The sequence below is a fragment of the Bradyrhizobium sp. WSM4873 genome (genome assembly GCF_055811355.1).
In genome coordinates, this window is the sequence record NZ_JBVVPS010000026.1 from 1 (window position 1) to 23,096 (window position 23,096).

The 23,096-nt window shown below is 63.5% G+C and carries 23 protein-coding genes; 16 read left to right on the forward strand and 7 right to left on the reverse strand.

Annotation, left to right across the window (positions count from 1 at the left end):
• Positions 1–86 precede the first annotated feature (86 nt).
• Together AC0L21_RS27840 and AC0L21_RS27845 are read right to left on the reverse strand one after the other, a co-directional pair.
• Positions 87–662, reverse strand: a complete 576-nt coding sequence (locus tag AC0L21_RS27840) for a hypothetical protein (protein WP_473264891.1) — start codon at positions 660–662, stop codon at positions 87–89.
• Between the two features lie 42 nt (positions 663–704).
• A complete protein-coding gene (locus AC0L21_RS27845) occupies positions 705–1,232 on the reverse strand; it encodes a GcrA family cell cycle regulator (RefSeq protein WP_473264892.1) in 528 nt (175 codons plus the stop codon).
• A 165-nt stretch (positions 1,233–1,397) separates the two neighbouring features.
• Here AC0L21_RS27845 and AC0L21_RS27850 point away from each other — a divergent pair, with 165 nt between their 5' ends.
• A complete protein-coding gene (locus tag AC0L21_RS27850) occupies positions 1,398–2,006 on the forward strand; it encodes a S24 family peptidase (RefSeq protein WP_007601486.1) in 609 nt (202 codons plus the stop codon).
• A gap of 96 nt (positions 2,007–2,102) precedes the next feature.
• Complete coding sequence (locus AC0L21_RS27855) at positions 2,103–2,378, forward strand: hypothetical protein (RefSeq protein WP_085395314.1); 276 nt, start codon at positions 2,103–2,105, stop codon at positions 2,376–2,378.
• 141 nt (positions 2,379–2,519) lie between these two features.
• Here AC0L21_RS27855 and AC0L21_RS27860 read toward each other — a convergent pair whose 3' ends face one another.
• Positions 2,520–3,494: a quinone oxidoreductase family protein gene (locus AC0L21_RS27860; RefSeq protein ID WP_473264893.1), complete on the reverse strand. Its 975-nt coding sequence runs from the start codon at positions 3,492–3,494 to the stop codon at positions 2,520–2,522.
• A 224-nt stretch (positions 3,495–3,718) separates the two neighbouring features.
• On the opposite strand from AC0L21_RS27860, the gene AC0L21_RS27865 reads away from it, so the two are divergent.
• The 3 genes from AC0L21_RS27865 (at position 3,719) to AC0L21_RS27875 (ending at position 6,394) form a co-directional block, all read left to right on the forward strand.
• The gene (locus AC0L21_RS27865) at positions 3,719–3,919 is read left to right on the forward strand and encodes a hypothetical protein (RefSeq protein ID WP_247356466.1); all 201 of its coding nucleotides are present in this window, start codon (positions 3,719–3,721) and stop codon (positions 3,917–3,919) included.
• A 145-nt stretch (positions 3,920–4,064) separates the two neighbouring features.
• Positions 4,065–5,012, forward strand: a complete 948-nt coding sequence (locus tag AC0L21_RS27870) for an AAA family ATPase (RefSeq protein ID WP_473264894.1) — start codon at positions 4,065–4,067, stop codon at positions 5,010–5,012.
• A gap of 5 nt (positions 5,013–5,017) precedes the next feature.
• Positions 5,018–6,394: a vWA domain-containing protein gene (locus tag AC0L21_RS27875; protein ID WP_473264895.1), complete on the forward strand. Its 1,377-nt coding sequence runs from the start codon at positions 5,018–5,020 to the stop codon at positions 6,392–6,394.
• Between the two features lie 19 nt (positions 6,395–6,413).
• Here the strand turns inward: AC0L21_RS27875 and AC0L21_RS27880 are convergent, their stop codons facing one another.
• Positions 6,414–6,596, reverse strand: coding sequence for a hypothetical protein (locus AC0L21_RS27880; protein WP_007601478.1), 183 nt, complete (start codon positions 6,594–6,596; stop codon positions 6,414–6,416).
• A gap of 351 nt (positions 6,597–6,947) precedes the next feature.
• On the opposite strand from AC0L21_RS27880, the gene AC0L21_RS27885 reads away from it, so the two are divergent.
• Together AC0L21_RS27885 and AC0L21_RS27890 are read left to right on the forward strand one after the other, a co-directional pair.
• Positions 6,948–7,169, forward strand: a complete 222-nt coding sequence (locus tag AC0L21_RS27885; protein ID WP_473264896.1) for a hypothetical protein — start codon at positions 6,948–6,950, stop codon at positions 7,167–7,169.
• Between the two features lie 217 nt (positions 7,170–7,386).
• Complete coding sequence (locus AC0L21_RS27890; RefSeq protein WP_018456682.1) at positions 7,387–8,706, forward strand: dicarboxylate/amino acid:cation symporter; 1,320 nt, start codon at positions 7,387–7,389, stop codon at positions 8,704–8,706.
• A gap of 10 nt (positions 8,707–8,716) precedes the next feature.
• On the opposite strand, the gene AC0L21_RS27895 is transcribed toward AC0L21_RS27890, so the two are convergent.
• Together AC0L21_RS27895 and AC0L21_RS27900 are read right to left on the reverse strand one after the other, a co-directional pair.
• The gene (locus AC0L21_RS27895; protein ID WP_473264897.1) at positions 8,717–10,090 is read right to left on the reverse strand and encodes a hypothetical protein; all 1,374 of its coding nucleotides are present in this window, start codon (positions 10,088–10,090) and stop codon (positions 8,717–8,719) included.
• Between the two features lie 97 nt (positions 10,091–10,187).
• Positions 10,188–11,447 (reverse strand): allantoate amidohydrolase, encoded by a 1,260-nt coding sequence (locus AC0L21_RS27900; RefSeq protein ID WP_473264898.1) that lies wholly within the window; start codon positions 11,445–11,447, stop codon positions 10,188–10,190.
• 402 nt (positions 11,448–11,849) lie between these two features.
• On the opposite strand from AC0L21_RS27900, the gene AC0L21_RS27905 reads away from it, so the two are divergent.
• From AC0L21_RS27905 to AC0L21_RS27930, 6 genes are read left to right on the forward strand one after another with little or no spacing between them, the layout of a single operon-like run.
• Positions 11,850–12,962, forward strand: a complete 1,113-nt coding sequence (locus AC0L21_RS27905; protein WP_007612830.1) for a BMP family ABC transporter substrate-binding protein — start codon at positions 11,850–11,852, stop codon at positions 12,960–12,962.
• Positions 12,959–14,071, forward strand: coding sequence for an ABC transporter permease (locus tag AC0L21_RS27910; RefSeq protein ID WP_473264899.1), 1,113 nt, complete (start codon positions 12,959–12,961; stop codon positions 14,069–14,071). Before AC0L21_RS27905 ends, AC0L21_RS27910 begins: the two co-directional genes overlap by 4 nt.
• A gap of 1 nt (position 14,072) precedes the next feature.
• Positions 14,073–14,999, forward strand: a complete 927-nt coding sequence (locus tag AC0L21_RS27915; RefSeq protein WP_473264900.1) for an ABC transporter permease — start codon at positions 14,073–14,075, stop codon at positions 14,997–14,999.
• Positions 15,000–15,010: 11 nt separating this feature from the next.
• The gene (gene biuH, locus AC0L21_RS27920) at positions 15,011–15,694 is read left to right on the forward strand and encodes a biuret amidohydrolase (protein WP_473264901.1); all 684 of its coding nucleotides are present in this window, start codon (positions 15,011–15,013) and stop codon (positions 15,692–15,694) included.
• On the forward strand, positions 15,691–17,223 hold the full coding sequence (locus AC0L21_RS27925) for an ABC transporter ATP-binding protein (protein WP_473264902.1): 1,533 nt from the start codon (positions 15,691–15,693) through the stop codon (positions 17,221–17,223). Before biuH ends, AC0L21_RS27925 begins: the two co-directional genes overlap by 4 nt.
• A 13-nt stretch (positions 17,224–17,236) precedes the next feature.
• A complete protein-coding gene (locus AC0L21_RS27930) occupies positions 17,237–17,722 on the forward strand; it encodes a nucleoside deaminase (protein ID WP_473264903.1) in 486 nt (161 codons plus the stop codon).
• 112 nt (positions 17,723–17,834) lie between these two features.
• On the opposite strand, the gene AC0L21_RS27935 is transcribed toward AC0L21_RS27930, so the two are convergent.
• Entirely contained in the window at positions 17,835–18,944 is a 1,110-nt protein-coding gene (locus AC0L21_RS27935) for a hypothetical protein (protein ID WP_473264904.1), read from the reverse strand.
• Between the two features lie 571 nt (positions 18,945–19,515).
• Between AC0L21_RS27935 and AC0L21_RS27940 the strand changes: the two genes are divergently transcribed.
• The 3 genes from AC0L21_RS27940 to AC0L21_RS27950 are packed head-to-tail and all read left to right on the forward strand — an operon-like array spanning position 19,516 to position 23,066.
• Positions 19,516–21,087, forward strand: coding sequence for an ABC transporter ATP-binding protein (locus AC0L21_RS27940; protein WP_473264905.1), 1,572 nt, complete (start codon positions 19,516–19,518; stop codon positions 21,085–21,087).
• Positions 21,071–22,162 carry an ABC transporter permease gene (locus AC0L21_RS27945; protein WP_456653741.1) on the forward strand — a complete coding sequence of 364 codons (1,092 nt, stop codon included), beginning with the start codon at positions 21,071–21,073 and terminating at the stop codon, positions 22,160–22,162. The genes AC0L21_RS27940 and AC0L21_RS27945 overlap by 17 nt, the downstream gene beginning before the upstream one ends.
• A complete protein-coding gene (locus AC0L21_RS27950; RefSeq protein ID WP_473264906.1) occupies positions 22,149–23,066 on the forward strand; it encodes an ABC transporter permease in 918 nt (305 codons plus the stop codon). Before AC0L21_RS27945 ends, AC0L21_RS27950 begins: the two co-directional genes overlap by 14 nt.
• Positions 23,067–23,096 lie beyond the last annotated feature (30 nt).

Consider the following 23,096-nt stretch of genomic DNA (forward strand, 5'->3'; position numbering starts at 1 on the left):
CCCCCCCCCCCCCCCCCCCCCCCCCCCCCCCCCCCCCCCCCCCCCCCCCCCCCCCCCCCCCCCCGCGCCCCCCCCCCGCGCCGGTGTCATTCGTGTTGCCCTGAACGCCGTGTCCCCGTTTCCGTGGCAAAGCCATAGATCAGCGCCAGCCGGTCCAGGCATTCACGAAAACGCCGCGCAAAATAGTCGATCCAGCGCTGCGTGCGCACGGCGCGACGTTGGCCGATCTCGTCCATGGTCAGGCCCAGCACCAACACGTCGTGCACTAGCGCGGCACCGTCTGTGCCGAGTTCGCGCTCGATCCGGTTCAGCCGCAGCACCGCCTCGCGTTGGCTCTCGGTGACCGGCTCGCGCGTGCGCGCCCCATCGACATATTCGCGAGTCGGGTCCATTGCCTGAAGGCCTCGTTCGGCCCTCTCCCAATCGTTCTGGAAGGCGCGCCCGCCGCGATACTGCGCCTCGTCGATCTGATGGTGCGCATGCAGCCGGCCGAGCGGATCGCTGCGGATCGACCGCACGGCCACAATCTTCTCGCCGGGGTCGAGCGCCAGCGGATTGTCAACCTCGACTTCCGCCACCTCCGCATTGAACGGTATCTCACGTGAGCGTCGGTCGTAGACATTCGCCAATTTGTAGGACCTGTTGCGTCGGACACGTGCCACTCGGATACTCCTTGCGAAATTGACGATTGAACGGGCGGTGCGTCAGGCGGCAGAGACCAACCGCAGCACGACGGGGCCGGCGACGCGGGCCGATCCAGTTCCGGCGCGGCGCGTTAGGCGCGCATGCGGCGTGCAATAGCTCGAGCCCGGCTCACGCGGATGGCCGCAGAAGGTGATCTCCTCCCCGTCCTTGTCGCCGCCATAAGGATAGCGACAGTCCTCGCCCGCGAGTTCGAACAATGGGACCAGGCGCGGCTGGACGCCGACGCAGCGCAATTTGACCTGCGCGGCAGGCTTCATCGCAGATTTCGGCGGCAGGTTCAGTAACGCGGGACGGTGCGGGAGGATAAGACAGGCTCCAGACGGCAGCGCCGGGACGATCGACGGGCCCGTCGTCCGTATCTGCACGACCAGCCCGAGCCGCTTGGCGCGGCCGACCACCGCGTTGCGCGTGTAAGCCGTTCCAAACCTTGCGTTAATCCGTCTTCCGATCTCAGCATAAGACATTCCCTTGAGAAAATAGTCGCGAAGCGCGTCGGAGTGCTCCGACGACCAATGGCCCGGTTCCATGCTGCTGTCCTGTGATGCGCCTCCTCCGATCGCACGATCGCGAGGCGGAGCCCACATTCCGGTATTCCGAAGTCGAAGTCAAGCGGTAATTCTGATATTCATAATTGCATCAATTCCGAATTTCGGATTACAAGAGACGGACGATAGACAATCGAGGGAATCACCATGTTGGACGCTGCAATGATCGAACGGGGCCTGGAAAAGACGGGCAAGAGCAAGGGCGGCCTGGCGGCTGCCATGGGCGTACGCCCCGGCGCTGTCTCGGAGATCCTCGGCGGCGAACGCCTAGTGAAGGCTTCGGAAATCATACCGATCATGGAATATCTCGAGCTCAATCTCGCGCCGATCATGGGCCGGGTCGGGGCGGGTGCCGTGATCGAGCCGGATTATGAGCAGGTTCCCCCCGAAGGCCTTGGCGACATCGCGCTGCCCTTCCCGATCATGGAGGAGACCATCGCATTCGAGATCGTGGGCGATTCGATGCTGCCCAAATACGAGAGCGGCGACGTCATCGTGGTCTACAAGGACCAGCGCCATCCCCTGTCGAGCTTCTACGGCGAGGAGGCTGTGGTCCGGCTCAAGACCGGTGAGCGCTATCTGAAGACGATCGAGCGGGGCAAATCCCCCTCCGTCGTCAATCTCACCAGCTTCAATGCCAAGCAGATCGTCGGCGTGAAACTGGAGTGGGTCGGCGAGATCTGCCTGTCCATGCCCAAGGGGCAGCTGGAGCGGCTGCGCGCCAAATCGGCTCGCCCTCGCAAGAGGAGCAAGTAGGCCAAAATTCCGTTTTTACGAAATGAAGCTTGACTTGCTTCCGTTTTTCGGAAATACTCTGCCGTGCTCCGCCATGGGGCACGGCAGGATCGTTCCATGCAGTATTTCGTCGTGATGATCGACTATGGACGCCGCGGCCGCGAGGCGGTCGTCGACCCTGAAATCACCAGGCGCGAGGTCATTTCGCGCGTCGCCTCAGGTGAATATCGAAATATCTCGTTCATCCAGGAAATCGTGGAGAATTCGGTCGAAGACGTGACCGAGGCGATCCTCGCTGAGGCTGCCCTGCCCCGGATCCCGCCCGAAGAAGTCGACCTCCAGGCTCTCCGCCTCGATCACGCCCGCGATCTGCGCAAGCACGAGCGGACGTGACGTAGACCCAGGGTCGGCCTTTTCCGGTCCGATCGAATCGGATCGGATCCTAGATTGTTATTTTGACACGCTTTCTTGACGCGAACCGGAATCCACTTCGCTCGAAAACGCTCTGCCAGCGCACCACGCCCCGTTCGGAGATCACACCGTGAGAACGGTTGATCCCGTGGTCTTGCGCGCGGCGAGATCGGCATGGGCCTTGGCGGCGTCCTTCAGTGGATAGGTCTGGTGCACCTCGATCTTGACCGCGCCGGACTTGACGACCTCGAACAACTCGCCTGCCATCGCGACCAGGCTCTCACGCTTGGCGGCGTAGGTGAACAGCGTCGGGCGGGTGACGTAGAGCGAGCCCTTCTGCGCGAGCAAACCGAGATTGAGCGGCTCGACGGCGCCGGAGGACGCACCGAACAGCGCTGCGACGCCGAGCGGCGCGAGGCAGTCGAGCGACTTCAGGAACGTATCCTTGCCGACGGAGTCGTAGACCACCGGCACCTTCTTGCCGCCCGTGATCTCGTCCACGCGCTTCACGAAATCCTCGCGGCTATAGATGATGACGTGGTCGCAGCCATGCGCTTTGGCGAGCTTGGCCTTCTCGTCGTTGCTGACCGTGCCGATCACGGTCGCGCCGAGATGCTTGGCCCACTGGGAGAGAATCAGGCCGACGCCACCGGCGGCCGCATGGAGCAGGATGGTGTCCCCGGCCTTCACGCGATAGGTCTGCCGGATCAGATATTGCGTGGTGAGCCCCTTCAGCATCATCGCCGCCGCGGTCTTGTCGTCGACACCGTCCGGCAGCTTCAGCAGTCGGTCGGCCGGGATCAGCCGCGCTTCGGAATAGGCGCCGAGCGGCGAGGCGCCGTAGGCGACGCGATCGCCCGGCTTCAAATCGGTGACACCGGCCCCGACCTCCTCGACGACACCGGCAGCCTCGCTACCAAGCCCGCTCGGCAGTTGAGCCGGGTAAACGCCGGAACGGTTGTAGATGTCGACGAAGTTGAGACCGACGGCGGTATGGCGGATTCGCGCCTCGCCCGGTCCGGGCTTGCCGACACTGACCTCCTCCCAGACCAGCACTTCCGGACCACCAGTCTTGTGAAAGCGAATGGCATGCGTCATGGGCGTTGCTCCCTTATCGTTGAGGTCAAAGTCTGAACACCGGATCGGGCTTTTGAAATAGGTATTTGGTCCGCTCGTCACAGTACAGAGACGTAACAAGAATGTCACAGCGAACGACAAACCTCCGCCGTTCCGCCTCTGTTCGAAAGAGTTGATGTCGGCCTTTCGCCGGCCGGCAGTAGCCTTCGCGTGGGTTTGGAGGTCGTCTGCGAAGGAGAGCCGAGATGCCAGCTTATGTACAGCATCATCAGGATATCGAGATCGCGCCTGTGATTTGCCCTGCTTGCACGGGGTTCCTTCCAATGTATGTGCGCGAGGTCGAACCGCATTGGAGTCTTGCCAAGATCGACTTCGTCTATGAATGCGCCGATTGCGGTGCCGAGGTCAGACAGACGATCCGCAAGCCGGAGTTGCTGCGGCACTGATCCCGGGGCCGGTAGCCGCCCGACTATTTGCGTTGAGCGGAAAAACGTCATTCGCGCGGGTCTGGGCTCTCCCAAACGAGGCTTGTTCTTTGCCGTGAACGCAGGCAGAACAAGCCTCAATCAAGACCTTTGGGAGCGCCTTTTCGTGGCTGAACAGAAGCCCTCGACAGCGATCGAGGCAGTGGAGAGCGGCCTCGCCGCGCAAGGCTACATCGCGAGCCGGCAGATCGCGACCGCCGTCTATTTGTCGCAACAGATCGAGAAGCCGATCCTGGTCGAAGGACCCGCGGGCGTCGGCAAGACCGAACTTGCCAAGGCGATCGCGGCCTGGCGCGGCCTGAAGATGATCCGCCTGCAATGCTATGAAGGCCTCGACGAGGCCAAGGCGCTCTATGAATGGAAATACGCCAAGCAGCTTCTCTACACGCAGATCCTCAAGGACAAGCTCGGGGAAGTCCTGGGCGGCGCGCAGACTTTGCACGCCGCACTTAATCAGCTTCACGATTTCGGTGACGTGTTCTTCTCCAAGGAGTTCGTCGAGCCGCGGCCGCTGCTGCAAGCGCTGGAGCAGCCGGGCGGCTGCGTGCTCCTGATCGACGAGATCGACAAGTCGGATGCGGAGTTCGAATCGTTGCTGCTGGAAATTCTCTCCGACTTCCAGGTCACGATTCCCGAGCTCGGCACCGTCTCCGCGATCACGCCGCCAACTGTGATCCTCACCTCCAACAGCGAGCGCGATCTCGGCGATGCCTTGAAGCGGCGCTGCCTGCATCTGCACATCGGCTTCCCCGAGCAACGGCTCGAGGAGCGCATCGTCGAGAGCCGCGTCCCCAACATTTCGGAGACGCTGCGGCGGCAGATGGTCGGCTTTATCCACGAAATCCGCTCGCTCGACCTGAAGAAGCTGCCTTCGGTCAGCGAGACCATCGACTGGGCGCGCGTGCTGGTGCTCTTGCAGGCCTCGGAGCTCGACACCGAGATCGTCAAGGACACGCTCAACGTGCTCCTGAAATACGAGGCCGACATCGAGGCGGCTCAGCCTCAGATTACGACCTTCATCGCCAAGGCAGCACGATCCAACGTCTTCGGTTGACGCCGATGCGCGAGAATATCCACCGTTTCTTCCGTGCCGCACGGGGCGCCGGCGTCCATGTCTCGCCTGCCGAAAGCATCGATGCGATGCGCGCGGTCGCGCAGGTCGGCGTTTCCGACCGGACCATCCTGCGCGATGCGCTCCTTCTGACGCTCGCCAAGTCGCAGGACGAAAAGCTCGCGCTCGGTGACTGTTTCGATCTGTTCTTCAGCCAGCCGGAGCCGCGGCAGGAACAATCTGAAGCCAACAGCAACGATGTTTCGGAGGACGCGGATCGATCTCCGTCATCCGGCGAGGCCAGCGATGCGAGCGGCGGTTCGCCCCCCGAGGAATTGGGCCCCCTGGCGCAGATGCTGCTGTCGCAGGATCGCAACGCGATCACCGCCGCGATCGCCAGCGCCTCAGGTGCGGCCTCCCTATCCGACATCCGCTACTCCACTCAGCGCGGCATCTTCTCCAGCCGCATGCTCGACGCCATGGGGCTCCAGCGGCTACGCGACGATCTCGACGAGCTGACCGCGACCAATCCGGCACTGGCCGAGCGGCTTCGCGCCGCGCTCGATGGCTTGCGCGAAGCCGTTCGCGACACCGTCGCGCAGGGGCTTGCGCTCTATGCCCGCGAGGAGGCTGAAAATCTCCGCAACGAGATTCTGCGCAACGCGCCGCTTGCCCGCATCGAGCGGCGCCATGTCGCGGAGATGCGCGCTCTCATCCGCCAGATCGCGCGGCGCCTGCGCGAGCGCTATTCGAAACCACGCAAGCGCCAACGGCGCGGTCATCTCGACGTCCGCCGCACGCTGCGCCGCAACGCCGCCTGGGGCGGCATCCCCTTTCTCACGGCCTGGAAGCGCAAGCATCGCGACCGGCCGAAGATCGTGGCGCTCTGCGATGTCTCGGGCTCGGTCGCGCAGGTCTCGGATTTCTTCCTGCTCCTGATCCACTCGCTGCACGAGGTCGTCGACGACGTCCATTCCTTCGCCTTCTCCTCGCATCTGATCGAAGTCAGCGACATCCTGGAATCGAAACCGCCGGAAGAGGCGATGGCCGAGATCATGTCCAAGGTCGGCTTCGGCTCCTCCGACTACGGCTCTTCGCTGGCCGATTTCGAGAAGGAGTTCATGAGCGCGCTGACGCCGCAGACAACGGTGATCGTGCTGGGCGATGCCCGCAGCAACAATCTCGATCCGCGCGCCGACATCCTGCGCCGCATCTCGGAGCGCTCGAAACGGCTGGTGTGGCTCAATCCCGAAGGACGTCTCGCCTGGGGCTTTGGCGATTCCGAGATGCCGCGCTATGCAACCTTCTGCAGCGTGGTGCGCCAGTGCGCCACCGCGCAGCAGCTCGAGCGCGCGGTGTCCGATATTGTGGCGACTTATCAGTAGGCCTTACTCACAGCCGGCGTCAGTTTCGCACCAGCTCCGTCTGAGCGACATTGCACTCCCGAAAATGATAGGCGATCTCGTCAAGCGCGCGCTGCTCCCATTCTTGAGCTTGCGCAAGCCAGAAAACCCGGCGCTGGAAATCAAGCGCGGCGCGCTCCCGGCACAGAGATTCCTGACTGCGAATTTCGACCAGTCTGTTCATGCACTCCACTCCTGGCGTGTGAAGCCATTCCTCGCGAACAAGCGTAACAGAATTCCGAACCCTTCGTCTCATGATTTCTGTGCATATTGCGACGCAGAATGGGACAGCAGCGCTTCCCGTGCAGTGCGGTGGTTCGCGGACCAACATCAAGCCCACATCATCAATATGTGATCGGGCTCCGGACGATCCTCGTGATCGAGCGGTCTTTAACTCGTGTAGCGCAATGGCGTGCAGCAATTTGTGAAGAGAGGTTCTAAACGCCTCACCGAATTCCCGACTCATTGTCGTCGCACGGTGTTCATGCAGCGCCTCTAACAGAGGCGCACGAACGGCACTGCGGCTTGAGGCAACATGAGCAACGACATCGACTTCGATCTTTCGCCGGACCAATGGGAGGTTCTGAAGGCGCTTCGCAACCCGGTTTCGAACGGTCGTCTTTCCAAGGCCTATATCATCGAGAGCCTCGTCAAGCTTGGTCTTGTCGTCGTCTGCGACGGCGTGCCGGTCATGACGCCGAATGGACGCAAGGTGCTGGTACGTGGATCGTGTCGGTTGCTGGATCTCGCGGCGTGACGTGGCTACCCGCGTGCGGAACGTGACCGTAGGACCGCAAAATCGCCTGTCCACGTGACCTATGACACCTCGAACGGTCTCCCGGTGCCGATGCGCATGCCCAGTCGCACCGCAAAAAGCGACCAATTAGACCTCCTCCTCAGCGAAAACCGCGACAATCTGGCACGCTAGTTGCTCCTTTCGACGATCGAGACGTCGTAAAAACGGGGGAGTCACCATGTCGACCATTGCCGCGGCCCCGGCCGCCGAGCCAAAGCCGCTCTACACATCGCTATTCGTTCAGGTCCTGGCCGCGCTGATCCTCGGCATCATTCTAGGGGTGGCCGCGCCAGATTTTGCGATCTCCCTCAAGATTCTCAGCGACGCCTTCCTGAAGCTAATTTCGATGATAGTGGCGCCGATCGTGTTCTGCGTCGTCGTGCATGGCATTGCCGGCGCGGGCGACCTCAAGAAGGTCGGACGGGTCGGCGTCAAGGCGCTGGTCTATTTCGAGGTGATGACCACAGTCGCGCTCGTGGTCGGTCTTATCCTGGCCTACACTTTCGGCCCCGGTCATGGCATGAACATCGACCCTTCGACGCTGGATGCCAAGGCGCTCAACACCTATGCCGACAACGCCCACAAGCTTCAGGGCGGCGGCATCGGCTCCTTCCTGCTCAACGTGATCCCGAGCACCTCGTTCGACGCCTTGTCGCGCAACGACGTGCTCCAGGTGCTGTTTTTCGCCGTGCTGTTCGGCGTAGGCCTCGCACTGGTCGGCGGCGAGAAAGGCAAGCTCGTCACGTCGATGATCGATGCCGCCTCGACCGTGCTGTTCCGCGTCATGGGGCTTATCGTCCGCGTCGCTCCACTTGGCGTTCTCGGCGCAGTCGCCTACACCGTCGGCAAATACGGCGTCGGCTCGCTCAAACAGCTCGTCTCACTGGTGGCGCTGTTCTACGTCTCGGTCGGCATCTTCGTGCTGGGCGTGCTCGGCGGCGTCATGGCGCTCGCCGGCATCAACATCCTCAAATTCCTCGCCTACCTGCGCGAGGAGTTGACCATCGTGCTCGCGACCGCCTCGTCGGACGCCGTGCTGCCGCAGATCATGAAGAAGCTCGAGCGGATGGGCGTAAAGGATTCCGTGGTCGGCCTGGTGATCCCGACCGGATATTCCTTCAACCTCGACGCCTTCTCGATCTATCTCACGCTCGCGGTCGTCTTCATCGCGCAGGCGACCAACACGCCGTTGTCGTTCGGCGACCTCCTGCTGGTGCTCGGCGTCTCCCTGATCACCTCCAAGGGCGCGCATGGCGTGCCGGGCTCTGCGATCGTGATTCTGGCGGCGACGCTGAACGCCGTGCCGAGCATCCCTGCGATCGGTCTCGTGCTGGTTTTGTCGGTCGACTGGTTCATCGGCATGGCTCGCGCGGTCGGCAACCTCACCGGCAATTGCGTTGCGACCGTGGTGGTCGCCGCTTGGGAAGGCGATCTCGACCGCGCCAAGGCGGCCAAGGTCCTCGACGGTGGCGAGCTTGTGGACGTGACGGCGGGGTAACGACCGCCGTTCAGTCATTCCACTGGAGGAGCGGCGTTCCATGCGCCCTCCTCCAGACGGAGAGGAAACGCGGAAACCAGGAGTGGGCCACGGCGCCCTTGTAGGCCCAGGTGCGATACTTCAGGCCCTGTTCCGAGATCAGTTCCTGATAGCCGCCGTGGACTTCGGTCGCGGTGCGAATGTCCTTCAGAATTCCCTGGGCGCAGGATCGGTAGGTATCGCTCCCCGAGCATTCGTCGTAATCCAGCATGCGATCCGCGAACTCGACGTTGAACGTCGGCCAGGAGGAACGCCCCTGGTAAGCGGGAGCCGCGATCTTGTGGATCATCTTGTTCCGCGGATTATCTGCGGACACCAGGAAGTGGAATGTGCCGGGGATGCGAAAGCGCGGCTCCGCGACGATCAGATCCGCCGTGGCCGCGAACAGGGCGCGCTCGCTTTCCTTGTTCATATCCCAGAAGCCGCGATGCACGCTGACGAAATCCAGCGCAACTGAGAACACCGGTGATTCCGTGGGGCCATCCAGGGAATGCCTGATATAGCCGCCTTTGCCGAACAGGTGGAGCAGGTCCCTCTTGTACTGCGCCAGGTCGCGTCCGAGCCGCCGCTTCAGCTCGTTCTCGTCGACGATTCCGAGCCGCACGCCCCACACGAATGTCGTGTAGACGCAGGCATTGGTGACGAAACGCCTGCGCTCGGCGCGCGTGTCGGTTGCCGCGGAGCGCGGAGCACTAGCGTCGCACAGCAAATACGTGGAGCCATCATCGTTGAACGGCTCGAGCTCGCTTGCGAGCTGGAGGATCGCGCGCTTCAGATCACCGCAATATTCGGCCAGGAGCAGGCGGCCGGCATGCGCGCATTGCGACATCGCCAGATAGGATGACGCTCTCTCCTCGGCAGAGATCATCTGCCGGAGGCCGGCCAGAATGCCGAGCAGCGTATCCGAAGGGCACGAGAAATAGTTCACGCCGAGATACCGGGCGCGCCCGGCCGGAACGATGGTCGTCGTGACGACGTTGGCGCGAACCGCTTCCAGCAGCAGGCGGACGCTCTCTTCGAGCAGACGAGCCCGCCGCACCGCATCCTGCGAATCCATGATGGTGTCGGGGTCGAGGACGTCGGGATAGAACCAGGCGAAGTCGCGCGGATAGTACGCAGAAGCGTGCGGTGCGCCGGTGACGAGAAAGGACTCGGTCAACGAAAAGGCGCTGTCCATCGAATGCCGATAGAGGTCCTCGATGGACGTGAACGGATGATGCGACTTCCTCAGGAATCGATCGCCGAGAAAGTTCACGGCCTGAAGCGCGTTGGCAACGAAGGTCGCCATCACGCCCTGGTAAAACCGGTTTCCGCGATGGTATGGAGAAGAGATGCAGCTGTTCATAGGCGCCGTCGAATGGTCTCTCGTGGTTCGGCGGGAAGCCGTCGCGGCTCTAGACCTGTCTGATTCGTGTCTCTATCCCGTGACTTGCGGGTTCAGTTTAGCCCTCCCGCGGCCGGAAGTTCTCGATGACGCACAGCAACACCCGCGCGCCGGCGTCGGCATCGGCGAGCTCGACATGCTCGTCCGGGTGATGGCTGATGCCGCCGCGGCAGCGGACGAAGATCATGCCGACGTCGGCAATGTCGATCATGGCCATACCGTCATGCCCCGCTCCGCTCGGCAGCTCGAACACGGAAAAACCTTCCGCTTGGATGGCCTGCGCGATCTGCTCCTTGAGCCAAGGCGCGCAGGGCGCGGTGCGGTTCTCGTGGGTGACGCCGAGCTGAAGTGTCAATTGGCGACGCTTTGCGATGGCTTCGATCTGCCTGACGACATCGGCGACCGCGCGCTTGCGGTGCATGTCGGTCGGCGCCCGCATATCGATGGTGAACGACACCTCGCCCGGAATGACGTTGGTTGCGCCGGGCCTCGCCTGGATGTAGCCGACGGTGCCGACCAGCCCACCTTCGTCGGTGCGACAAAACTGCTCGATCGCGCCGATGCATTCGGCCGCGCCCGCCAACGCATCGCGCCGGAGCGCCATCGGCACCGTGCCCGCGTGCCCCGCCATGCCGGTCAGCCGCGCGGCAAGCCGTGTCGCGCCCGCGATCGCGGTGACCACCCCGACGGGCAGGTTTTGTGCTTCCAGCACCGGCCCTTGCTCGATGTGCAGCTCGAGATAGGCAAGCAGCTCGCGCCGCGCCCGAGCGGCCGCGCCGATATGATCAGGATCGAGCCCGAACTGCACCAGCGCATCGCGCATGGCGACGCCATCGCTGTCGCGTGTGTTGAGGACGCTTTCGTCAAACGTGCCGGCCACCGCGCGGCTGCCGAGCAGGGTCGAGGCAAAACGTACCCCTTCCTCATCCGCAAAACCGACGATTTCGATCGCGAACGGCAGGCGCTTGCCGCGACGGTTGAGATCCGCGACGCAGGCGATCGCCGTGATCACACCCAACGGCCCATCCCATTTGCCGGCATCGCGCACGGTGTCGTAGTGCGAGCCGAGCATCAGGCACGGCGCGCCCGGCCGCTCCCCTTCGTAGCGCCCGCAGACATTGCCGATCGCGTCGAGACGCGCACTCATGCCGGCGTCGCGCATCCAGCTCAGGATGAGGTCCGCCGCCTTGCGCAGCTCGCCAGTCAGATAGATGCGGGTGAGCTTGTCGCCTTCTTCTGAGATCGCCGCGAGCTCGTTGATCCCTCGCACGATCTCTTCGCCGAGCGAACCATTCTGAACGGCGTTACCAGCAGCCATCTCGGCGAGCTTTCCATCTTGGGACCGCGGCGCCGGCGGTCCTGGCGACAATCGATTCAAGTTCGGTGCCAGCGAAATCACGCTGCCGACATCGTTCCGATCAGCGCGTGGTTAGCATGAATGCGGTCGTCGGCAGACCGCCCGGCCCTCGTCATGCACATGTCCAAGCCGGTTAAGACTGCTTAACTCCATTGCATACAATCATAAAATACTGCCTATATTTTCATCTGCTGCTTTCCTGATCAAGCTCGGATCACAGAAAATAGCAAATAACTTTCAATAACTTAATTGGAAATTCTCTTTCGGTAGCCTCTGGCACGAAGCTTGCGACAATCTATCCCGGGCTCCGCCAGACCGGCGCAGCGCGAGATGAGGCGGTGCATCCGCCAAGGGGAGCAAGCAATGGAATTTGGCAGGATCTCACGACGTCATTTGTTGCAGGGCGGTGCGGCCCTCACCCTCGGTGCGGCGACGGGCATTCGTCCGGCTTTCGCGGCCGAGACCACCATCGGATTCATCTACGTCGGCTCGCGCGACGACTATGGCTACAACCAGGCGCATGCCCAGGGCGCGGCGGCGCTGAAGAAGATTCCCGGCCTCAAGGTCGTGGAAGAAGAGAAGGTGCCGGAGACCGACGCAGTCGAGAAGACGATCGAGTCCATGATCAATCTCGACGGCGCCACCCTGCTCTTCCCGACCTCGTTCGGTTACTACAATCCGCACATGGTCAAGATGGCCAACAAATTCCCGAAGCTGCACTTCGAGCACTGCGGCGGCCTGTGGAGCGACAAGGACCCGAAGAACGCCGGCAGCTATTTCGGCTATATCGATGAAGCCCAGTACATCTCGGGCATCGTCGCCGGCTACAGCTCGAAGAGCGGCAAGCTCGGCTTCGTCGCCGCCAAACCGATCCCGCAAGTGCTGCGCAACATCAACGCATTCGCGCTCGGCGCGAGGCTTGCCAATCCCAAGGCCACCACACAGGTCATCTTCACTGGTGACTGGTCGATGCCGGTCAAGGAAGCCGAGGCCACCAACAGCCTGATCGACCAGGGCGTCGACGTCCTGACCTGCCATGTCGACGGTCCGAAGACCATGGTCGAGAACGCCGCGCGTCGGGGCGCCATGGTGTGCGGCTATCACGTCAACCAGTCGCCGCTCGCGCCAAAAGCGTATCTCACGGGGGCCGAGTGGAACTGGGAAGCGCTGTACCCCAAGTTCGTCAAGATGATCGCCGCCGGCGAGAGCATCCCGAACTTCTATCGCGGCGGCCTCAAGGAAGAGATCGTCAAGACCTCGCCGTATGGCGAAGCGGTCTCCGCCGAGGCGCGCAAGCACGCCGACGACGTCAAGGCCAAGTTCTTGTCCGGTGACGGCTATGCCATCTTCAAGGGAGGGCTGGTCGACAACAAGGGCAAGACGGTGATCGCGGCCGGCACCGATCGCGGCCAGAAGGACCCCGAACTCGAGAAGATGGACTATCTCGTGGAGGGCGTGGTCGGGGCGACTTCGTGACGGCGGAAGCTGCGGATCCCGTTGAAGCGGTCGGGACAGTTGCCCCGGCCGCCGATCCGGGATTCCTCCAGCGCCACGGCGGAGCGATCGAATATATCCTGATCCCGGGCGCGGCGCTGGCCGGCGCGCTCGGGGTCTTCGGCATCTTCGTCGCGATGTCCGGCAAGAGCCCGCTCGACCTCTATTTCTTCATGTACTACGGCGCGTTCGGCACCTGGTTCTCATGGCAGAACACGCTGACGCGCGCGGCGCCGCTGATCCTTACCGCACTCTGCACGGCGCTGCCCGCGCAGCTCGGCATGGTCATCATCGGCGGCGAAGGCGCACTCCTGATCGGCGCGCTGTCGGCAACCAGCGCGGCACTGGTGCTTCAGGGCATGCCGCCGCTCATCGTGCAGATCGCCATGGTGGTCGCCGGCGTGATCGGCGGTGGCCTGTGGGTCATGCTTTCCGGCGCGCTGCGGCAATATCGCGGCGTCAACGAGACGATCTCGAGCCTGCTGCTCGTCTACATCGCACTCGCGGTCCTCAACCATCTCGTCGAAGGCGTGATGCGCGACCCCGCCAGCCTCAACAAGCCGTCGACCCGCGAGATCGGTGCGGCCAACATGATCGGATCGATCCCCGGCACCGACGTGCATTGGGGTCTCGTGTTCGGCCTGATCGCCGCGATTGCCGCCTATATCCTGATCTATCACACCGTGTTCGGCTTCGCTGCGCGCGTTGCCGGCGGCAACATCCGCGCTGCGAAGATCGTCGGCCTCAATGTCAGCAAGCTGATCCTCACCGTCTGCTTCCTCGCCGGCGGCGCCGCGGGCCTTGCCGGCATGGTCGAGGTCGCCGCCGTGCAGGGGCGCACCAACGCCAACCTCGCCGCAGGCTACGGCTTCACAGGGATTCTCGTCGCCTTCCTGGCGCGGCAAAATCCGCTTGCCATTATCCCCGTCGCGATCCTGCTCGGTGGTATCAGCGCCAGCGGGGGGCTGTTGCAGCGCCGCCTTGGATTGCCGGATGCATCCGTGCTGGTGCTGCAAGGCATTATCTTCGTCTTCGTACTGGCCAGCGATGCGCTCTACGGCCGTATCGGGTTTCTGAAGGGAAAGTCCTGAGATGGCAGACGGCTCGATCGGACTCTGGACGGTCCCGCTCGCCGTGCTCGGCGGCGCAATTCGCGTCTCGACCCCGTTCCTTTTCGTGAGCCTGGGCGAATGCATCACCGAGCGCTCAGGCCGCATCAATCTGGGGCTCGAAGGCACGCTGGTGATGGGCGCGATGAGTGCCTACGGCATTTCCTACCTCACGGGATCGCCCTGGCTGGGCGTGCTCGCCGCTGGCATCACCGGCGCGCTGCTGGGCGCGCTGCATGCCGGCATCTGCTCGCTGCCGCGCGTCAACGACGTCGCGGTCGGCATCGCGCTGATGCTGTTCGGCGCCGGCCTAGCTTTCTACCTCGGCAAACCGTTGATCGAGCCGACGGCACCTCGACTGCCCGCAATCGATTTCGGCTGGTGGAGCGATATCCCTCAGGTGCGCGCGGCCCTTCGGGTCAACGTGCTCTTCCTGATCGGCGTCGCGCTCGCGCCAATTCTTTACTGGGCCTTCCGGACTACGCGCTGGGGCCTCCTGATCCGCACCGCTGGCGAGAGTTCGGACGCAGCGCGTGCGATGGGCCACTCCGTGCTGCTGATCCGCCTGCGCGCGACCATGGTCGGCGGCTTCCTCGCTGGCATCGGCGGTTCGTTCCTGTCGCTGTTTTATCCCGGGAGCTGGAACGAGGGCCTGTCCTCGGGCCAGGGTATCACGGCCGTGGCGCTGGTGATCTTCGCGCGCTGGGACCCGCTGCTTTGTCTCTGGGCCTCGCTCGCCTTCGGCGGCGCCGCGGCGCTGGGCCCGGCGCTGCAATCGGTCGGCGTCACCTCCGGCTACCACCTCTTCAACGCCGCCCCTTACATCCTGACGCTGGGGATCATGATCATCACCTGCTCGCCGAAACGCACGCTGACCGGAGCCCCGGCCGAATTGTCGATCACCCGCTAGAGAGCGAAATTATGCCCGAGCGCACCATCAAGTCCGAGCCCTATGCATGGCCCTATAACGGCGACCTCCGTCCCAAGAATACCGCGCTCATCATCATCGACATGCAGACCGATTTCTGCGGCGTCGGCGGCTATGTCGACAAGATGGGCTATGACCTCTCACTGACGCGGGCGCCCATCGAGCCGATCAAGAGACTGCTCACGGCAATGCGGAGCCAAGGCTTTCACATCATCCATACCCGCGAAGGCCACCGTCCCGATCTCTCGGATTTGCCCGCCAACAAGCGCTGGCGGTCCCGGCAGATCGGCGCCGGCATCGGCGATCCCGGCCCGTGCGGCCGCATCCTGGTGCGCGGCGAGCCCGGGTGGGACATCATCCCGGAGCTCGCGCCGCTGCCCGGCGAACCGATCATCGACAAGCCCGGCAAGGGCTCGTTCTGCGCCACCGATCTGGAGCTGATCCTGCGCGTGCGCGGCATCGAGAACATCGTGCTCACCGGGATCACCACCGACGTCTGCGTTCACACCACCATGCGTGAGGCCAACGACCGCGGCTTCGAATGCGTGCTGTTACATGACTGCTGCGGTGCGACCGACAAGAGCAATCACGAGCACGCGCTGAAGATGATCAAGATGCAGGGTGGCGTGTTCGGTGCGGTCTCGACCTCCGACGCCTTCATCGGAGCGATTTCGTGATCGTCGGCGAAACGCCGCCACCATCGGGCGCCTTCGGCGTCGATGCGATCGCCATGACCATGCGCTTCGGTGATTTCCTGGCGCTGGACAATGTCGCGCTGAAAGTGCGACCGGGTTCGTTCCACGCGTTGCTCGGTGAGAACGGCGCCGGCAAGTCGACCCTCGTCAAATGCATCATGGGTTACTATCACGCCACCGAGGGCGACATTCTGGTCGGCGGGCGCGAGCAGGCGATCGGCAATCCGAAGGACGCCCACGCACTCGGCCTCGGCATGGTCTACCAGCATTTCACGCTGGTGCCGGCGATGACGGTCGCCGAAAATCTGGTGCTGGCCCGCGATGACGTGCCGGCTGTCGTGAACTGGCCGAAAGAGATGAAGGAGCTCGAGGCCTTTCTCGCGCGCATGCCGTTCAAGGTGCCGCTCAGCTCAAAAGTCTCCGGCATCTCCGCGGGCGAACGGCAGAAATGCGAGATCCTCAAGCAGCTCTACCTGAAGCGCCGCTTCCTGATCCTGGACGAGCCGACGTCGGTGCTGACCCCGGCGGAAGCCGACGAAGTGCTCGGCATGCTCCGCGACATGGTCGTCAAGGGCGAGCTGACCATCCTGATGATCACGCACAAGTTCCGCGAGGTCATGGCGTTCGCCGACGACGTCACGATCCTGCGCCGGGGCAAGCTCGCCGGTGCCGGCAAGGTTTCCGAACTGACGCCGGACGCGATGGCGCGCACCATGATCGGCGCCGAGGAGCTGACGGTACAGCCGCCGCGCACTGGTGAGGCAGGCAAGGCGAGGCTGGAGCTGGCGAAGATCCGCGCGCTCGACGACGCCGGCGCCATCGCCGTGCATGACGTCTCCCTCACGGTCCGTGCCGGCGAGATCGTCGGCATCGCCGGCGTCTCCGGCAATGGCCAGCGCCAGCTCGTCGAGGTGCTGGCCGGGCAGCGCGAGGCTGAGAGTGGCGAGATCCGCGTCGCCGGCGATCCCTATCACGCCAGCCGCGAGGAGATGCGGCGGCACAACATGTCACTCCTGCCGGAGGAGCCGCTGAAGAACGCCTGTGTCGGCGGCATGAGCGTCGCCGACAACATCGCCTTCCGCGAGTTCGACCGGGCGCCTTTCGCGAGCCTCGGCTGGTGGCTCAACCGCGGCGCCTTCCGCGTCGACGCCAGGAAGAAGATCGCACAGTACAAGATCAAGACCCGCACGCCCGACACGCCGATCTCGGCGCTCTCGGGCGGCAACGTCCAGCGCGCCGTGCTGGCGCGCGAGCTCGGCGGCGACGTCGAGGTGCTGATCGCAGCCAATCCCTGCTTCGGGCTCGATTTCGCGGCGGTGGCGCAAATCCATGCCGAGATCATGGCCGCACGCAACCGCGGCGCCGCGGTGCTGCTGGTCAGCGAGGATCTCGACGAACTGCTTGAGCTCTCCGATCGCCTGGTGGTGATGTTCCACGGTGAATTCGTGTATGAAGCACGGACCAGCGAAGCCGATCTCACCGTGGTCGGCCGGCATATGGCGGGGCATTGACCAGGGAAGAGCGATGAGCGGCGGGTCCGAGCGCGACGAGCACTTCCTCCGCCTTTCCTTTGCGGTCGCCCGCCGTTCCCTCACCCACGGCAACCATCCCTTCGGCTGCATCGTGGTCGATGCCGAAGGCAAGGTCCTGATCGAGGCAGAGAACGGCTATATGCCGGATCACGACGGCACCGCGCATGCCGAGCGCCTCGCCGCCACGCAGGCCTGCCGCACGCTCGGACGCGAGGTGTTAGCGAGGACCACGCTCTATTCCTCCGCCGAGCCCTGTGCGATGTGCGCCGGCGCGATCTACTGGGCCGGCATCGGCCGTGTCATCTATGGCCTCAGCGAGCACCGCCTGCGCGGCATCACCGGCGATCATCCGGAGAACCCGACCCTCGACCTGCCGTGTCGCGAGGTTTTTGCCAGCGGCCAGCGGCCGACAGAGGTTGCAGGGCCGCTGCTCGAAGACGAGGCCGAAGCGTTGCATGACGGCGTGTGGACGAAATAGGCGGCGCCGAGGGGCCTCGCCCAGCGTTCGCCGCCTGATGGCACCGGCCTATCCACAAACGAAGATGACGCCGCGGAGGTTTACGCGGCGTCATCTGAAGCGTGTCAGCTGGTTAGAACTTCACAGTGACACCGGAGTAGAGCGAGGACTCGGTGCAGGATCCGGTGCTCACCCTCGCGCCGCCGACCAGGGTGGTGCAGGCCACGGCGTTGTTGTGATCGAGGCCGAACTTGTTCTGCCAATAGCGGTAGGCGACCCAGACGTCCACGAAGTGCGAGTACTTCTCACCCCAAACCGCCTTCGAGGCATCGAGGGTCAGGCGGATCGGCTCGGAGTTGAACTCGACCTTGGTGGGATAGACGCCGTTGGCGACGCTGGCGGGAAGCGGCTCAGTGTCGGTGCCCTTCTTGCCGTACCACGCCGCGCGGCCGCTGATCGAGAAATACTGCATGTTCTGCGGCAGGAAGCCGAGGTCCATATAGTAGTTGGTTTCGATCGCCCAGGTCGGCTTGAACGACGTGTTGCCGTCCGCAATACACGGAGCGGACCAACCGGCGCCGCACTGCGAGAACGAGTTGTGGTTGGCGAACTCCCAATACACCAACGGCGCGACGTTGAAGTAGCCCTTATAGGGAAGATCGAAGGCGAACTGTAGACCGGCGACAACGTCGCGCTTGGCAGCGCCGAAATACCGGTTCTCCGTATTGGCATCCATGCCAACCTCGAACGAGATGTTATGCAGCGGGCCCTGCGTGAACGCCTTGGTGTTGAAGATCTCGTTCCAGCCGAAGGTCGAGCGGAAAAGGCCGTAGATTTCTGTCGCGCCGGCACAGCTCGTCGGCGTCGCTGCGAAGCCCGCAGCCGGCGAAACGACCACGCCTGTGGCGGTACACGGGCCTGCCGGATCGTTGTGGTCCGACTTGAACATCGAGATGGTGAAGAAGTTGGTGCCGTAGGTCCAGGCATCGAAGTGGGTGAAGGAGTAGACCTGCTTCGTCGTCTTGGCGTTGATCACGCCGTTGGTGTTGGTGAACGCACCGGGCTGCGAGGCGTTGAAGATGTAGGAGAAGGTGACGCGGTCGTCGATCACCAGGAAGAACGGAAGGTCGGCCGCCTTCTTGGCAGCCTTGACCGGCAGATCCGCCGCCTGAGCCAGGCCACTGGTAGCAACCGTAGCAAGTGACAGCGCGCCTGCTGCAATTGCCTTGAAACGAAACGACATCCTGAATACCCCCAAGTTTGGACACGTAAAAATGAACGTCCCTTGGGTGCGACACTTGCGCCGATCTCCCGGAGTGAGAAGCCTCAACTTGTTTCAAGGCATGCCGCTTGTTTGCACAGCGCGCTGCGTTTCACCGGCGAATTTGGAAGGCCAACGTCACCGCCACGCCGTCGGGCGAGAGTGGCCATTGCCGGATATCCCCATTTGATTTCGCTCGCCTTTTCATATCGACCGGACAATGCAGACAAGACGGGCGGGAGCCACTGTTGAGGTGTTCGCAAATGCATACACTCGATGGCGCGTCTCTGCTCAACTTCACGCCAAGCCTGCATAGCGGGTTCCGATTTGGCTTGAGCCGTCACAAATTTGCAACAGGCGTCACACGCAAGCCGTGACTGCAAAGGCTGCTCGGAAGGTATCTGAGGACGATCGCCGCCGGCGAGAGCCGCGACTCGCCGACCCACCTGCCTGCCGAAGCGTTGAGCAAGGGATGACGCTTTTTCACACCTTACGCAGCAGTTCAAACTAGCCCAGTATTGAGGCACTTCACCCCATGCAAGCGCATCAGCGAATGTTGGATCCCACGGCTAACAGCCTGCATTCCGGCGAGTCCCCGCTCCTCAAGACGGTCGGGCTCACCAAGCACTATGGCGATTTCCTCGCCAACGACGCCATCGACATCGATATCTGGCCAACGGAAATCCATGCGCTGCTCGGCGAGAACGGCGCCGGCAAGTCGACGCTGGTCAAGGCGATCTACGGGCTGATCCAGCCCAGCGCCGGCCAGATTTTCTGGCAGGGCCAGCCGATCGTGCTGTCCGGTCCCTCGGAAGCGCGCAGCCGCGGCATCGGCATGGTGTTCCAGCATTTCTCGTTGTTTGACAATCTCACGGTCGCCGAGAACGTCGCGCTCGGCCTCGACGGGAAAGAATCCTTCAAGGACATGTCGGCGCGGCTTGAGCAGGTGTCGAAGACTTATGGATTGCCGCTCGATCCCAAACGCGAGGTCTGGCAATTGTCGGTCGGCGAGCGCCAGCGCATCGAGATCGTTCGCGCGCTGATGCAGGATCCGCAATTCCTGATCCTCGACGAGCCCACCGCGGTGCTGACGCCGCAGGAAGCCGACCAGCTCTTCGTCGTGCTGGAGCGGCTCAAGGCCGAAGGTCGCGCCATCCTCTATATCAGCCACAAGCTCGAAGAGGTGAAGCGCCTGTGCGACACTGCAACGATCCTGCGCGGCGGCAAGAAGGTGCAGACCTGCAACCCCAGGCTTGAGACCGCCGCGTCGCTCGCGCGCATGATGGTCGGCGGCGAGATCAAGGAGGTGAAGGCCGCCGCCGGCCGGCAGACCACCGTGCCGCGCCTCGTCGTCAACGATCTCTCGCTCGCCCCTGGCGAGGCCCACGGCGTGCGGCTCGAGCACATCTCGTTCGAGCTGAAGGGCGGCGAGATCCTCGGCATCGCCGGGGTCGCCGGCAACGGCCAGGACGAACTGTTCGCCGCGCTGTCCGGCGAACGTCTGTCGAAGGATCCCGGCACGATTGTGATCGAAGGCCTTGCTGCCGGCCATCTCTCGATCACGCAGCGCCGCAAGCTCGGCGCGGCTTTCGTTCCCGAGGAGCGGCTCGGCCATGGCACCGCGCCGCGCATGAAGCTTTCGGAGAATGCGCTGCTCACCGGCCACGCCGCCAGCGGCATGGTTCATCACGGCTTTATCGATACTGCGGCCACTCTGAAGACGGTCGACCGCGCAACCGAGACGTTCGACGTCCGCAAAGCCAAGCGCGATCCGGAAGCAGCATCCCTCTCCGGCGGCAATTTGCAGAAATTCATCGTGGGACGCGAGATCCTGCGCAATCCCGCGGTGCTGGTGGTAAGCCAGCCGACCTGGGGCGTCGACGCCGGTGCTGCCGCCGTGATCCGGCAGGCGCTGCTTGATCTCGCAACCGCAGGCGCCGCCGTGCTCGTGACCAGCCAGGACCTCGACGAGCTCGCGGAAATCGCCGACCGCATCGCCGTGATGTTCCATGGCCGTCTGTCTGCGCCGCTCGCCACCAGCGAGGCGACGCGCGAAAAAATCGGCCTGTTGATGGGCGGCAGCATGCTGGAGCCGAAGGAGGCCGCGCATGCAGTTGGTGCTTGAGAAGCGCGCCGAGCGCTCCAACACGATCGCGCTGATCTCTCCGCTGATCGCGATCGGCCTCACGATCGTGACCATGGTCATCCTGTTCGCGATCCTCGGCAAGAATCCGCTGCTCGCGCTGCACGCCTATTTCATCGCGCCTTTGACCGACAGCTATTCGCTCCAGGAAATCGCGGTGAAGGCGACACCGCTGGTGATGATCGCGATCGGACTATCGCTCTGCTATCTCGCCAATGCCTGGAACATCGGCGCCGAAGGGCAGTTCCTGATCGGCGCCGTCGCCGGAAGCTGGATTGCGGTGAAGACGCAGGGCACCGACGCCGGCGTCTGGGTGCTGCCGGTCATGCTAGTGCTCGCTGCCGCCGCAGGCGCGCTCTACGCGTTGATCCCGGCAATCTGCAAGGTGAAGTTCGGCGCCAGCGAGATCCTGACCAGCCTGATGCTGGTGTATGTGGCCGATCTCTTCCTCGACTATCTCGTGCGCGGCCCCTGGCGCGATCCGCACGGTTTCAACTTCCCGACTACAGCCGAGTTCGATCCGGTCGCAACGGTGCCGCTGCTGATCGAAGGCGGCCGGCTGCATCTCGGCTCCATCATCGCCCTCCTTGTCGTCGCGGCGGCGGCGATCCTGCTCGGACGCACCATCAAGGGATTCGAGATTCGCGTGGTCGGTGCGGCGCCTCGCGCCGCGCGGTTCGGCGGCTTCAATTCCAACCAGTTGATCATCCTGACCTTCGCCGTCTCGGGCGCCCTGGCAGGCCTCGCGGGCATCATCGAGGTCGCGGGTCCGGTCGGGCATCTGCAGCCCGGCATCTCGCCGGGTTACGGTTTTACGGCGATCATCGTTGCCTTTCTCGGCCGGTTGAATCCCCTTGGAATATTAATTGCAGGCCTTTTTCTCGCGTTGACCTTTATCGGCGGCGAGCAGGCGCAGATCGCGATGAAGATCCCGTTGGACGTCACCAAGGTTTTTCAGGGCATCCTGCTGTTCTACGTGCTCGCCTGCGATTCCCTCATTCTCTACCGGTTCAAGCTGGTCTTCCCGAACCGACAGGTGGCTCGTGGAACTCATTGAAGCCATCATCCTCGCGGTGCTCGCCGCCTCGACGCCGCTCCTGATCGCTGCGACCGGCGAGCTCGTGACCGAGCGCTCCGGTGTGCTCAATCTCGGCGTCGAGGGCATGATGATCGTCGGCGCCGCATGTGGCTTTGCAGGTGCGTGGCTGACCGGCTCGATCTTTATTGGCGCACTGTTCGGCATGGTCGCTGGCACCTTGATGTCACTGGTCTTCGCACTGATGGCGCTCGGGCTTGCGGTCAACCAGGTTGCGACAGGGCTGGCGCTGACCATCCTGGGCGTCGGACTCTCCGGCCTGATCGGCGCCGGTTTCGTCGGCGAGCGCATCACGCCGGCGCTGCATCTCAACATTCCCGGCCTTACCGACATCCCGCTGGTCGGCCGCGTGTTGTTCGGCGAGGACGCCTTTGTCTATTTCTCGCTGGCGCTGGTCATCGGCGTGTGGTGGTTCCTGTACCGCACGCGGCCAGGATTGATCCTGCGCGCCTGCGGCGACAATCATATCTCCGCGCATGCGCTCGGTTATCCCGTGCTGCGCATCCGCACCTTCGCGGTGATGTTCGGAGGCGCCTGCGCCGGGCTTGCCGGCGCCTATCTGCCGCTCGCCTATACGCCGTTCTTCATTCCAGGCATGACCGCGGGCCGCGGCTGGATCGCGCTGGCGCTGGTGGTGTTCTCGTCCTGGCGGCCCGGCCGCCTCGTGGTCGGCGCGTATCTGTTCGGCGCGGTGACGATCCTGCAGCTGCACGCGCAGGGCTGGGGCGTCGGCATTCCCTCGCAGTTGATGTCGGCGCTGCCGTATCTTGCGACTGTCATCGTCCTGGTCCTGCTCTCCCGCGCGCGCACGGGCGGATCGACGGCGCCGGCTGCACTCGGCACCGTGTTCGTGCCGGACCGCTAACGTTTCATTTCCGCGGCGTGCGCGATGGGG

Bases quoted from the DNA above. Each gene is read 5' to 3' on its own strand.
- AC0L21_RS27915 (WP_473264900.1), top strand. From the start codon at position 14,073: ATGGCAGACGGCTCGATCGGACTCTGGACGGTCCCGCTCGCCGTGCTC.
- AC0L21_RS27860 (WP_473264893.1), bottom strand. From the start codon at position 3,494: ATGACGCATGCCATTCGCTTTCACAAGACTGGTGGTCCGGAAGTGCTG.
- AC0L21_RS27905 (WP_007612830.1), top strand. From the start codon at position 11,850: ATGGAATTTGGCAGGATCTCACGACGTCATTTGTTGCAGGGCGGTGCG.
- biuH (WP_473264901.1), top strand. From the start codon at position 15,011: ATGCCCGAGCGCACCATCAAGTCCGAGCCCTATGCATGGCCCTATAAC.
- AC0L21_RS27880 (WP_007601478.1), bottom strand. From the start codon at position 6,596: ATGAACAGACTGGTCGAAATTCGCAGTCAGGAATCTCTGTGCCGGGAG.
- AC0L21_RS27940 (WP_473264905.1), top strand. From the start codon at position 19,516: ATGTTGGATCCCACGGCTAACAGCCTGCATTCCGGCGAGTCCCCGCTC.
- AC0L21_RS27865 (WP_247356466.1), top strand. From the start codon at position 3,719: ATGCCAGCTTATGTACAGCATCATCAGGATATCGAGATCGCGCCTGTG.
- AC0L21_RS27885 (WP_473264896.1), top strand. From the start codon at position 6,948: ATGAGCAACGACATCGACTTCGATCTTTCGCCGGACCAATGGGAGGTT.
- AC0L21_RS27850 (WP_007601486.1), top strand. From the start codon at position 1,398: ATGTTGGACGCTGCAATGATCGAACGGGGCCTGGAAAAGACGGGCAAG.
- AC0L21_RS27945 (WP_456653741.1), top strand. From the start codon at position 21,071: ATGCAGTTGGTGCTTGAGAAGCGCGCCGAGCGCTCCAACACGATCGCG.
- AC0L21_RS27935 (WP_473264904.1), bottom strand. From the start codon at position 18,944: ATGTCGTTTCGTTTCAAGGCAATTGCAGCAGGCGCGCTGTCACTTGCT.
- AC0L21_RS27895 (WP_473264897.1), bottom strand. From the start codon at position 10,090: ATGAACAGCTGCATCTCTTCTCCATACCATCGCGGAAACCGGTTTTAC.
- AC0L21_RS27875 (WP_473264895.1), top strand. From the start codon at position 5,018: ATGCGCGAGAATATCCACCGTTTCTTCCGTGCCGCACGGGGCGCCGGC.
- AC0L21_RS27900 (WP_473264898.1), bottom strand. From the start codon at position 11,447: ATGGCTGCTGGTAACGCCGTTCAGAATGGTTCGCTCGGCGAAGAGATC.
- AC0L21_RS27855 (WP_085395314.1), top strand. From the start codon at position 2,103: ATGCAGTATTTCGTCGTGATGATCGACTATGGACGCCGCGGCCGCGAG.
- AC0L21_RS27930 (WP_473264903.1), top strand. From the start codon at position 17,237: ATGAGCGGCGGGTCCGAGCGCGACGAGCACTTCCTCCGCCTTTCCTTT.
- AC0L21_RS27890 (WP_018456682.1), top strand. From the start codon at position 7,387: ATGTCGACCATTGCCGCGGCCCCGGCCGCCGAGCCAAAGCCGCTCTAC.
- AC0L21_RS27845 (WP_473264892.1), bottom strand. From the start codon at position 1,232: ATGGAACCGGGCCATTGGTCGTCGGAGCACTCCGACGCGCTTCGCGAC.